The organism is Streptomyces sudanensis, from assembly GCF_023614315.1.
Taxonomy (GTDB): domain Bacteria; phylum Actinomycetota; class Actinomycetes; order Streptomycetales; family Streptomycetaceae; genus Streptomyces; species Streptomyces sudanensis.
On record NZ_CP095474.1, the window covers coordinates 2,177,405 to 2,188,486 of the forward strand.

At 75.3% G+C, this 11,082-nt stretch carries 9 protein-coding genes and 1 pseudogene; 4 read left to right on the forward strand and 6 right to left on the reverse strand.

The window, feature by feature from the left end; all coding sequences use genetic code 11:
- Positions 1-1,076: 1,076 nt before the first annotated feature.
- Together MW084_RS10050 and MW084_RS10055 are read right to left on the reverse strand one after the other, a co-directional pair.
- Positions 1,077-1,765, reverse strand: a pseudogene (locus tag MW084_RS10050) (YidC/Oxa1 family membrane protein insertase); the annotation flags it as partial.
- A gap of 219 nt (positions 1,766-1,984) precedes the next feature.
- Positions 1,985-2,269 (reverse strand): DUF6412 domain-containing protein, encoded by a 285-nt coding sequence (locus MW084_RS10055; RefSeq protein ID WP_050986768.1) that lies wholly within the window; start codon positions 2,267-2,269, stop codon positions 1,985-1,987.
- 167 nt (positions 2,270-2,436) lie between these two features.
- On the opposite strand from MW084_RS10055, the gene MW084_RS10060 reads away from it, so the two are divergent.
- The 4 genes from MW084_RS10060 to MW084_RS10075 all read left to right on the forward strand — a co-directional run bounded on the left by MW084_RS10060 (position 2,437) and on the right by MW084_RS10075 (position 6,117).
- Positions 2,437-3,453 carry an SEC-C domain-containing protein gene (locus MW084_RS10060; protein WP_010470635.1) on the forward strand — a complete coding sequence of 339 codons (1,017 nt, stop codon included), beginning with the start codon at positions 2,437-2,439 and terminating at the stop codon, positions 3,451-3,453.
- 450 nt (positions 3,454-3,903) lie between these two features.
- On the forward strand, positions 3,904-4,353 hold the full coding sequence (locus MW084_RS10065; RefSeq protein ID WP_010470637.1) for an excalibur calcium-binding domain-containing protein: 450 nt from the start codon (positions 3,904-3,906) through the stop codon (positions 4,351-4,353).
- 163 nt (positions 4,354-4,516) lie between these two features.
- The gene (locus MW084_RS10070) at positions 4,517-4,819 is read left to right on the forward strand and encodes a hypothetical protein (RefSeq protein WP_010470639.1); all 303 of its coding nucleotides are present in this window, start codon (positions 4,517-4,519) and stop codon (positions 4,817-4,819) included.
- A gap of 233 nt (positions 4,820-5,052) precedes the next feature.
- Entirely contained in the window at positions 5,053-6,117 is a 1,065-nt protein-coding gene (locus MW084_RS10075; RefSeq protein WP_275563388.1) for an IS110 family RNA-guided transposase, read from the forward strand.
- Between the two features lie 164 nt (positions 6,118-6,281).
- Here MW084_RS10075 and MW084_RS10080 read toward each other — a convergent pair whose 3' ends face one another.
- The 4 genes from MW084_RS10080 to MW084_RS10095 form a co-directional block, all read right to left on the reverse strand.
- Complete coding sequence (locus tag MW084_RS10080) at positions 6,282-7,589, reverse strand: DUF445 domain-containing protein (protein ID WP_010474413.1); 1,308 nt, start codon at positions 7,587-7,589, stop codon at positions 6,282-6,284.
- 426 nt (positions 7,590-8,015) lie between these two features.
- The gene (locus MW084_RS10085; protein WP_010474414.1) at positions 8,016-9,023 is read right to left on the reverse strand and encodes an ABC transporter ATP-binding protein; all 1,008 of its coding nucleotides are present in this window, start codon (positions 9,021-9,023) and stop codon (positions 8,016-8,018) included.
- A gap of 3 nt (positions 9,024-9,026) precedes the next feature.
- The coding region (locus MW084_RS10090; protein WP_420833735.1) for an ABC transporter permease at positions 9,027-9,890 on the reverse strand (864 nt) is incomplete at its 5' end.
- A 71-nt stretch (positions 9,891-9,961) separates the two neighbouring features.
- Complete coding sequence (locus MW084_RS10095; RefSeq protein ID WP_010474418.1) at positions 9,962-10,762, reverse strand: ABC transporter permease; 801 nt, start codon at positions 10,760-10,762, stop codon at positions 9,962-9,964.
- Between the last annotated feature and the right edge of the window lie 320 nt (positions 10,763-11,082).

The window sequence follows — 11,082 nt, forward strand, 5'->3', positions numbered from 1 at the left end:
GTCAGATGTGTATAACANACAGGTACCGCTTCGGTGAGGGCGAAGCGGTACGGCGGGGACGTGCCGACCCAGTCGCCGTCGTCGCCCCTGCGCTGCACCACCGCCGCGGTGGCCGTCACCTCGTCCGGGCGGGCGTCGGCCGTGAAGGCGAGGTGGACCGGAACGCGGACCGTGCCGGACGGCGGGACCGTGAAGCCGGCGAAGGCGCGGTCGGCGTCGTCGTCGAGGACGCCGACGATCTCGCGGTGGTCGGTGTGCTCGGCCCGTACCGTGCGCGGGAGTCCGCCCGCTGCGGTGGAGAACGCCATGCGGACCGAGGCCGGGGAGAGATCGCCCGCCGTGTCGGTGAGGACGATCACCGGGTAGATGTTGCGGCACGGCTGCCGGGTGGAGTTCACCAGCTCGACGTACCAGGTGCGGGGCGCGGCGCCCGGCTCGTACGCCGCCGGGCCGCCGGTGATGCGGGCGCGCAGCGGGAAGACCGCGGCCCGTCGGTCGCCGCAGCTCGGCTCGCGGTTGTCGGCCGTCGTGTCGGCGCGCGGCCCGGCGGACGCGGTGGGGTTGGCGTGTGCGACGGGGCCGGTGTGCCCCGCGGAAGCCGGGAGCGNGGGNCACNNCCGGGGNGGGCGGGAGCGGGGCCGTGACCGGGGACGGCGGGAGCGGGGCCGTGACCGGGGACGGCGGGAGCGCGAAGGCGGCCGCGGCCGGGGACGGCGGGATCGCGAAGGAAGCCCAGGCCGGGGACGGCGGGAGCGCGAGGGCGGCCAGCGCCGCCAGGGCGCCCAGGGAGGTAGGCACACGCATGGGGACTGCCTCCGCTGCTCGCCGGGCGGTCGTCTCCGGAGGTCTTCCACCGGTGCGGCGCTCGTCCCCGCCCGTACGGCGCGATGCGCCCGATCGGCCCAGTGCCCCGGCCGGGCCGCCCGCGCGGAACCGCCGTCACGCACCGGGCCGGCGCCCCGCTCCCGGCCGGGCGGGCCCTCACGGGTCCGGTGCGTCCGCGCGGCCACCGTCCGGCGCCCGCGCGGAACCGCCGTCACGTACCGGGCCGTCGCCCGGCGCCGCCCCCGGCCGCNCCCCCGGTACCGCCCCCGGCCGGTTCGCGCTCCGGGCGGTGCAGCACGGCCCGCTCGGCCGCGCTCCAGGTGGTGCTGGTCACCACGTACAGGGCCGCCGCCAGCGGGACGACGGCGACCGTCACGAGGGTGGCGAACGACATCAGCGGCATCACCTTGGACAGCGCCCCCATGCCGGGCGCCGCGGACTCCGCCCCCAGGGCGCCCATCTGCGTCCGGGTGGTGCGGTAGGTGTACGTGGCGACGGCGGCGACCAGGGCGAACAGCCCCAGGTACACCAGCCCGGCCGGCCCGAGGAGGCCGCCCCGGGCGAGGGCGTCGGCCCACCGGCCGCCCAGCGACGCCCCGAGCAGCGCGTGGCCCGACAGCTCGTCGCGGGAGAACAGGTGGTACAGCAGGAAGAAGACCGGCACCTGCAGGAGGCCCGGCAGGCACCCGGCGAGCGGCGACACCCGCTCGCGCGCGTGGAGGTCGAGCACGGCCCGCTGGAGGCGGTCCGGATCGCGGGCGTACTTCTTCCGCAGCGCCGCGACCTGCGGCGCGAGCCGGACGCGGGCCCGCTGGCCGCGCGCGGCGGCGACGGCGAGCGGCAGGAGGGCGGTACGGACGAGAAGGGTGAGCAGGACGATGGCGGCGGGAGCCGGGACGAGCCCGGAGAACCACAGGAAGAAATCCACGAAGACGGACAAGGAAGACCTCTGAGTCGTCGTGCCGTCGTACCGACAGCCAGGCCGGGGTGAGGGACACACGGCGTGGCGGCGGAGCGGGCGGACCGGGGCCACGCGCGGGGAACCCCGCCCGTGGACTCGACGGACCGGCGGGTTCGGCGCCTCGGTGCCTCGGCGCACGCGGGCGCGCGGGAACGCGGCGAAGCCCGGTGGACGAGGTGGTGCCGGTGGACCCGGTGGTCAGCGGGCCGTGGCCGCGACCGCCGCCGGAAGGCGACGGCCGGGCGCCCGGGGGCGGCGGCGGCCCGGGGCGTCGGGGTCGCGCTGCGGCAGGAACGCGGTGCGCCGGTCCCGGTCGCGCAGGGCGGTGCGCACCCGCGTGGGCGGCACGGACGGGACGGCGCGGGCGCTGACGAGGGCGCAGGCGACGAGCGCGGCGGCGGCGAGCGCCACGGCGGGGAGGGAGGGGCCGTCCGCCAGGAGGGCGGCGGCGAGGAGGAGCGGCAGCAGCAGGCGCAGGAACATCCCGTACACGCGAGCCCCCCTCCCGGCGACACGACCGCCCCCGTGGACGGCCGTTCTCCCCGTCACCGTACAGGAGTTCACCCGGCCGGCGTCCGGTGCCCCCGCGTGCCGGACGGTCCGCCCACACCCCCGCCGGAGCCGGGGCGCGCGGCAGTACGGTGGTTGCCATGCGCCTCGACACGCCTGCTGACCACACCAACGAAGCCGAGCGCCTGCTGCGCGCCGCGGAGCAGTACCCGGAGGACCGCGAACCGCTGCTCCTGCGGGCGGCCGCGCACCTGGAGCTGGCCGGTGACCGCGCCCGCGCGACGACGCTGTACGACACGCTGCTGTCCACGCCCCCCGCGCCGGAGGCCCCCCACCTGGTACGGGCGCTGAAGGCGGCGAACCTGTGGGAGTACGGCCACGAGGCGGAGGCCCGGGCCATCATCGACGGGCTGCGGGCGACGACGCCGACGGACGCGGCGGCGTGGGAGGTCGCCGGGGCGGCGCTGGAGGCCCACGACGAGCTGGAGGCGTCGGAGGAGACGCTCACGACGGCGGCGCGGACGCTGGTGCCGCTGCCGCACGAGCAGGAGGTGCCGTACGCGTCGCAGTCGCTGCTCGCCTCCCGCCACCGGGTGCGGCGGCTGCTGGGGCGGGAGCACGACGACTGGGACGTCCTGGCGGACCGGCTGCACACGGGCACGGTCCCGCTGGACGAGCTGCACGACCCGAAGCGGACCTGGGCGCTGGGTTCGTCCGACCCTGCGGAGCTCCGGGCGGAGATCACCCGCCTGCGCAGCGAACTCGGCGCGTACCGCACCGCGTTGTCCCGCCCGTTCCCGGTCGCGGTGCTGCTGTGGCCGCGCGAGGAGCTGGCCGAGCTGCTGGCGGCCTACCCGGAGCTGGAGGCCGAGTACCCGACGCACGAGGCGCACCTGACGGACCTGGAGGCGTCGCTGCGCGAACTGGCCGCCGCGGGCACCCCGAACCTGGGCGTGGTGCGGGGCACGGTCCCCTCGTACGAGGCGTTCGCCGCCTCCGAGGGCGCCTCCCCGTCCCAGGCGGCGCTCCTGCCCCAGTACGCCACGGTCCTCGCCGCACGGGGTCGCGCCCTCCCCTGGCCCCCACCGCGCACGGCTCCCTGCTGGTGCGGCTCGGGCACCCCGTACGCCGACTGCCACGGCGAGGACCGGTTGTAGGGCGCGGCCCTCTCCCCGGACGCCGGCCCCGGCCCCGCCCGTACGCCGACCGCCACGGCGAGGCCCGGTCGCAGGGTCGGCCACAGACCCGGTCGCAGGGTCGGCCACAGGTGGGGCGACGGCGGGGCGGGGCAGCGGACGGCGGGCGGGGCGCGGCCGGACGTGGGACCGGGTGGGCCGGAGACCGGACTGGTCAAGCTGGAGGGCGGGCCGGTCAAGCCGGAGGCCGGGCCGAGTGGGCGGGCGGACACGAATACGACCGTTCACCCCTCCTTCACCGTCCGCATGCGTTAGTTTCACCCTGAACAACCGTCAGGGCGGTTCGGTCATCCCCCCCACACCCCGTTCCTGTGTGCGTGAGGGAGATCTGTGTCCATGAACAACCCGTACCGGCAGTCCCCGGCCTCCTCGGCCTCTCCTGCCCCGTCGGCGCAGCGACCACTGCGCCGTATGAAGCGCGTGTGGGGCGGCGGACTGCTCCTGCTGCTGATAGGCGCCGGCTGCGGCGCGGCGGGCGAAGCGGGCGGCACGCCGAAGGCCGGGGCGTCCCCGACCGCCACGGTGACCGCCACGGCCACCGTCACCGCGTCGCCCTCCGCCGAGCCGGCCCCGGCGGTCACGGTCACGGCCACCAGAACGGCCACCGTGACCACGACCGCGACGGCCACCGCGACCGTCACGGCGACGGTGACGGTCACCCGCCAGGCCGACGACGGCGGGTACGCAGGGTCGGACGGCGGCGGATACGGCGGGTCGGACGGCGGCACGTCCGGTGGCGACGTCTTCTACGACAACTGTTCCGCGGCCCGCGCGGCCGGTGCCGCCCCGGTCCGCAGCGGCGACCCCGGTTACGGCCGCCACCTCGACCGCGACGGCGACGGTGTCGGCTGCGAGAGCTGACCGGTCCACCTCCCCCTGTCCGGAGGCCACCGCGGCCCGGGCGGTGCCACGTCCCGGCGGCGTCGCGGCCCGGAGGCGTCGCGTCCGGACGGCGGCGGGGGCGGGGCACGGCGGCGGGCGGGTTAGCCTCGGGGGGTCGTCGATGTGGCAGGAGGGTTGTCGTATGGCCAGGGTTCCGGTGTCGCTCGTCGCCGCGAGCGGGCTCGTCGGTGGGTACGGGGTCGCCCGGTGGACGAAGAAGCGGCCGCTCGGCGGGGTGGCGCTGGCCGCCGCGGGGGCGGTGGCCGCGCGGGAGTGGCGGCGGCGCGGCGGCAACGCCGCGGCGGCCGGGCTGAGCGCCGCCTACGTCGCGGCGTTCGCCGGGTCGCACCCGCTGGCGAAGAAGATCGGCGCCTGGCCGGCGGTGTTCTCCGTCGCCGGCGGCATGGCCCTGGCGTCCTGGGCGGTCACCCGGCGCGCCGACTGACTGTGAGGATGAAGATGGCACCGCTCGGGGGTCTGACCCTCCGACTGACTGACGCTCCGGCTGTCCTGCGGTTGAATCGTCGGCCGTCCGGGCGGTGCCGCCATGCACGCGGCCGGTCGGGCGTCTGTGACTTCATAGGAGCCCGGCCAAAGGTCCCATCACAGTCTTGTCCTGTCGCCCGACCGGCGCGTGTCATCCCTCGCGCGTCGCACGGAAGGACAGCAGCAGTCAGCATGGCAGACGAGATAGCGGTGGTCGGCGGCGTGGACACCCACACCGACTTCCACCAGGCCGCCGTGATCGACTCCATCGGTCGCCACCTCGCCACCGAGGCGTTCCCCACCAGCCCCGCCGGCTACCGCCGCCTGCTGGACTGGCTGCGTTCGCACGGTGACCTCATGGCCGTCGGCGTCGAGGGCACAGGTGCCTACGGCGCCGAACTGGCGCGGTACCTGCGGGCGAACCAGGTCACCGTCATCGACGTGGACCGGCCCGACCGGCGGGCCAGGCGTGCCAACGGAAAGTCCGACCCCGTCGATGCCTACGCCGCAGCCACCGCCGTGCTCTCCGGCCGGGCCGGTGGTACGCCGAAGACGCGCGACGGCGTCGTAGAGGCGATCCGCTCCCTGCGCGTGGTCCGCCGTTCGGCCATCAAGTCCCGTACCCAGACGATCAATCAGATCCGCACGCTCATCGTCACCGCACCCGGCGAGGTCCGTGAGAAGTTGCGCGCTCTGCCGACCGGCGAGCTGATCCGGCAGCTGGCCCGCTCGCGCCCGGGCAGCGACCACGCGGATCCGGCCTGCGCGATTCGCACCGCACTGCGACGCCTCGCCCGCCGCTACCAGTACCTCACCGAGGAGATCACCGATGCCGATGCCGAGCTGAAACCGCTGGTCGCGCAGACCGTCCCCGACCTGGTTGCGTTGCCTGGCGTCGGCACCGAAACCGCCGCCCAGCTCTTGATCACGGCGGGCGACAACCCGAACCGGCTCAGGTCGGAGGCGTCCTTCGCGCACCTGTGCGCGGCGGCGCCGATCCCGGCCAGTTCAGGTCGCACCCACCGGCACCGCCTCAACCGCGGCGGTGACCGCCAGGCCAACAACGCACTCCACACGATCGCGCTCGTCCGCATGCGCTACGACACCCGTACCAAGGACTACGTGATCCGACGAACCGCCGAAGGCATGTCCAAGAAGGACATCCTCCGGTGCCTCAAACGCTTCATAGCGCGCGAGGTCTACAAGCACCTCATCAGCTCACAGACCACACCGAAACCGCTCCTTCAGACCGCTTGACGATCTATAGGAGCTTCGCCCGCGGGGGCGTCCCCCGCCGGTCCGGGCGCCCGCACCCGCGGGCGCCCTCCCACGGGAAGCGGCCGGGCCGACGCACGGGAGGGACCGGCACACGGGACAGACCGGCGGACGAGCCGGACCGACGGACGAGCCGGGCCGGCCGGTCATCCCCCCAGGGCGTGCGAGACCGTGTGGATCAGCAGGCCCGCCAGCGCGCCCACCACCGTGCCGTTGATCCGGATGAACTGCAGGTCGCGGCCGATGTGGGCCTCGATCTTGCGGGACGTGTGGTCGGCGTCCCAGCTCGCCACCGTGTCGGTGATCAGCGAGGTGATCTCCCCCCGGTACGTCGTCACCACGTACGCCGCCGCGTCCTCCAGCCAGCCCTCGACCTTCCGCTGGAGCTGCGCGTCCGTCGTCAGCCGGGCGCCCAGGGACAGCAGCGAGGTCCGCGCCCGCAGCCGCAGCTCGCTCCGCTCGTCCTCCGCCGCCGACACGATCATCGCCCGGACGGCGCCCCACGCCGACGCGATGACGTCCTGCACCTCCGGCCGCGCCACCAGGTCCGACTTCAGGCGCTCCACGCGTGTCCGGGTCTCCGTGTCCGCCTGGAGGTCCGTCGCGAAGTCTCCGAGGAACCGGTCGATCGCGCTGCGCGCCGGGTGGCCCGGCATGTCGCGCATCTCGGTGACGAACCGCAGCAGCTCCTTGTAGACCCGCTCCCCGACCTTCCGGTCGACGAACCTCGGCGTCCACCCCGGGGCGCCGCCCTGCACGGCGTCCATCACCGAGTCGCCGTGCGCGACCAGCCAGTCGTGGGCACGGGTGCAGATCAGGTCGACCGCCCGGTGGTGCGCCCCGTCGGCGACGACCCGGCCGAGGGTCTTGCCGATGCCGGGCGCGATCTCCGCCGCCTCCGCCCGGCGGGTGATCGCCTCGCCGACGACGGCCTGGACGTCGGCGTCCCGCAGGACGGTCAGGGCGCCGCGCAGCGCCGTGGACAGCTCCGCCGTGACCCGGTCGGCGTGCGCGGGCTCGGACAGCCAGGCGCCGAGGCGGCCCGCGATGTCCAGGGCGTGCAGCCGGGCCCGTACGACGTCCGCGGAGAGGAAGTTCTCCCCGACGAACGTGCCCAGCGACTCGCCGAGCTGGTCCTTCTTCGTCGGGATGATCGCCGTGTGCGGGATGGGCAGGCCCATCGGGCGGCGGAACAGCGCCGTGACCGCGAACCAGTCGGCGAGCGCGCCCACCATGCCCGCCTCGGCCGCCGCCGCCACGTAGGCGGGCCAGCCGGTCACGCCGGACGCCTCCGCCCAGGTCGCGAGCGCGTAGACCACCGCCACCAGCAACAGCAGCGCCGTCGCGGTCGCCTTCATGCGGCGCACCCCGCGGCGCTTCTCCTCGTCCTCCGCCGTGTACGAGAAGCCGCCGGCGCCCGCCGTCCGCGTCGTCTTCGTGCCCGTTCCGGTCATTCGCTCCGCCCTCGTCGGCCCTGAGGGGCCCGTCTCGCCTCCGGGGCGCCGCGAGCGGGCGCCGCCGCGGGGAGCGTGCCCGGCACCCCACGCCTTCACGCGCTCCCCGCGACGGCGCCCGCGCCCCTCCGGTTCCGCGAGCCGGCACCGCCGCCTGTCCTGTTCCTGGTACTCCCGGAGCGGGCCGTTGGTTCCTGAGCGGCTGCTTTTCCCGGCGTCTGCGGGCTTTCTCACTCCTTCGGTCCTCCGGCCCCACGGCCGGAACGCGCCCACCGGACGCCGGAAGCCAGGCGCCGTACCGGCCCCGGAGGGCGTACGCCGTACCGGGGCCGGGAGCCGTACGAGGGGCCGGGGCGCGGAGGCCGGAGCCCGCCCTCAGTCCTCAGCCCGCCCTCGGCCCGNCCCGCCCGCAGCCGGCCCTCAGCCTCAGCCGCCGTCGCCGGTCGGCCGGGGCGCCTCCTCCGCCGGGCGGCGTTCGGCGTACATCCTCGCGATGACCGCCTCGATGTCCGGTTCGCGTACGGACAGGTCGACCAGCGGGTGCGCCGCGGCGACCGCCGCGACCAGCGGCGCCGCCGACGCGGACGCGGGGAACGCCAGCCACTGCCGGGTCCCCTCGACCCGCACCACGCGGGCGCCGGCCACCTCGATCGGCGGCGCCTCCCGCTCCAGGTCGACCACGAGCGTCCGGGTCGCCGCGCCCGCCTCGCGCAGCCCGGCGAGCGTGCCGTCGTACATCAGCCGCCCGTGGTCGATGACCATCACGCGGCGGCAGAGCTGCTCGATGTCGGTGAGGTCGTGGGTGGTGAGCAGGACCGTCGTGCCCCGCTCGGCGTTGAGGTCCCGGAGGAACCCGCGGACCTTCGTCTTCGACACGACGTCGAGGCCGATCGTCGGCTCGTCGAGGTACAGCACGTCCGGGTCGTGGAGCAGCGCCGCCGCGATGTCGCCGCGCATCCGCTGGCCCAGGGAGAGCTGGCGGACGGGCACCTCCAGCAGGTCCGCCAGGTCGAGGAGTTCGACGCACCGGTCGAGGTTCTCGCGGAAGCGGGCGTCGGGGATGCGGTACAGGCGGTGCACCAGCCGGTACGAGTCGCGCAGCGGCAGGTCCCACCAGAGCGTCGTCCGCTGCCCGAAGACGACGCCGATGCGGCGGGCCAGGCGGGTCCGCTCCCGGGCGGGGTCGATGCCGGCGACGCGCAGCCGGCCGCCGCTCGGGGTGAGGATGCCGGTGAGCATCTTGACGGTGGTGGACTTGCCGGCGCCGTTCGGGCCGATGTAGCCGACCATCTCGCCGCGCGCCACGCGGAAGGTCAGCCCGTCCACCGCCCGCACCCGGCGCCTCTCCCGGCGCAGCGGGCCCACCCGGCGGCGTACGTCGAAGACCTTCTCGACGCCGTCGAGGTCGATGAAGTCCGGTTCCGCGGTGGTCACGTGTCAGCTCCCCGTGCTCCGGTACGAACGGATTCCCGCGCGCCACGCCAGCCCCGCCAGCGCCACGCACACGGCGGCGACCAGCGGGGAGGCGAAGGCCGCCCACGGCGGCAGCCCGGCCGGTGCCGGGCGGCCCAGCACGTACAGCGCGGGCACCCAGTTGACGAACGCCAGCGGCACGACGTACACGACGCCCCGCACCAGTTCGCCGGCGAAGACGGACGGCGGGTACTGCAGGAGGGTGTTCCCGCCGTACGTGAAGGCGTTGGCGACCTCCGCGGCGTCCTGCGCCCAGAACTGGAACGCCGCGCCGGCCGTCATCAGCGACGCGAAGATCAGGGCGCCCGTCACGACCATCACCGGCACCATCACCGCCTTCAGCGGCGTCCACTCGACGCCCTCCAGCACCACCAGCGACCACACCAGCACCAGCAGCCCCTGCGACACCCGGCCGAGCCGCCGCAGCGCGAACCGGTCGGCGGCCACCTGCGCCAGGACGGGCGCCGGGCGCACCAGGAACGTGTCGAACGTGCCGTCCCGCACGCGCCGCCCGGCCCTCGCGACCTGGCCCATCACCAGGTCGGCCAGTCCGAAGGCGGTGCTGGTCGTCCCGTAGAGGAACGCCACCTCGCCGAAGGCGAACCCGCCGAGGCCCCGCACATGGCCGAACATCAGCAGGATCACGACGAAGTCGAAGAAGTTCACCACCAGGTTGGACAGCAGCGTCACCGCGAAGGAGAAGCGGTACGCCATCGTGGAGCGGATCCACATGGCGGCGATCAGCCCGTACGCGCGCAGCCCGTCCGCGACCGCCGCCGCCCGCCCGGCGGGGCCCGGGTCCGCGGGCGCGCGGACCGGCGCCGCNGGNGCTCCGGCAACACCAGCACCNAGATNTAGCGCCGGGCCCCGCGGCTCCGGGGCGGCCGGGGGGACGGGTCTCAGCCACCCTGCACCACCACCCGCCGCGTCGCGACCGCCTGGAGGGCGCGGCCCGCGGCCAGCAGCACCAGGGCCCAGCCCGCCTGGAAGGCGTACGCCTCCCACAGGGACCGGCCGGTCCGCTTCTCCAGGAACACGTCGGCCGGGACCTGGAGCATCGACGCCCACGGCAGGGCCCGGGCGACCTCGCCGAGCGCGCCGGGGAAGACGGACAGCGGCAGCAGCATCCCGGAGAAGAACACCCCCGACAGCCACGCCGCCTGCACCACTCCCGCCCCGTCGAGCAGCCAGAACACGGAGAGCGCGACCAGGTACCAGAGCGCGAAGCTCACCACGACGCCGAGCAGCACCGACCCCAGGAAGGCGAGCCAGGTGAGGGGACGGCCGGGCAGCGCCAGGTCGAAGACGAGCGCGCCCGCCGCCATCGGGACGACGCCGCGGCCGAGCAGTTGGAAGGCGGCGCGTCCCAGGTTGGCCGAGAACCACCACAGCTGGAGGTCGGCGGGCCGGTAGAGGTCGACGGCGATGTCGCCGGTCTTGATGCGGTCGATCAGCTCGTCCTCGAAGCCGCCGCCCATCAGCGAGCAGACGGCGAGCAGGGCCTGGCCGAGCCAGACGTACGCCAGGGCCTCGGACATGTCGTAGCCGCCGAGGCGGGGGCGCTCGTTCCACAGGGCCATGTAGGTGAAGGCCAGGACGAAGCCGAAGGCCGTGTTGGTGAACACGCCCGCGGCGGTGGCCACCCGGTAGGTGGCGTGGCGGCGGAAGCTGCCGGCCAGGACGGCCCAGTACAACCGCATGCCACCGCCCCTTCCGACCCGGCCCGCCGCCGCCCGCCGTCACCCGGCGTCACCCACCGCCACCCGGCGTTACGCGGCGGACCCCCGAAGCGGACGAGCGTAGCCAGCCGCGCGCCGCGTGCGCGACCACTTTTCGCGCCGGAGGGCGGTGGCCCGGACCGGGACACACGGGGGTGGTGTCCGGCGCGTGCGCTAGAGGAAGGAGTGATAAAACATCACAATTCGGACAGTGATCACGCCCATGACCGCACTCGCGCCGGAGACCCAGTGAGCGACGCCCCGCCGCAGCCCCCCACCCGGGGCTGGGAGCCCCGTGACCG

Coding starts and splice junctions, on each gene's coding strand:
- MW084_RS10065 (WP_010470637.1), top strand. CDS start 3,904: ATGAAGCGCGTGTGGGGCGGCGGACTGCTCCTGCTGCTGATAGGCGCC.
- MW084_RS10080 (WP_010474413.1), bottom strand. CDS start 7,589: ATGACCGGAACGGGCACGAAGACGACGCGGACGGCGGGCGCCGGCGGC.
- MW084_RS10075 (WP_275563388.1), top strand. CDS start 5,053: ATGGCAGACGAGATAGCGGTGGTCGGCGGCGTGGACACCCACACCGAC.
- MW084_RS10070 (WP_010470639.1), top strand. CDS start 4,517: ATGGCCAGGGTTCCGGTGTCGCTCGTCGCCGCGAGCGGGCTCGTCGGT.
- MW084_RS10055 (WP_050986768.1), bottom strand. CDS start 2,269: ATGTTCCTGCGCCTGCTGCTGCCGCTCCTCCTCGCCGCCGCCCTCCTG.
- MW084_RS10095 (WP_010474418.1), bottom strand. CDS start 10,762: ATGCGGTTGTACTGGGCCGTCCTGGCCGGCAGCTTCCGCCGCCACGCC.
- MW084_RS10060 (WP_010470635.1), top strand. CDS start 2,437: ATGCGCCTCGACACGCCTGCTGACCACACCAACGAAGCCGAGCGCCTG.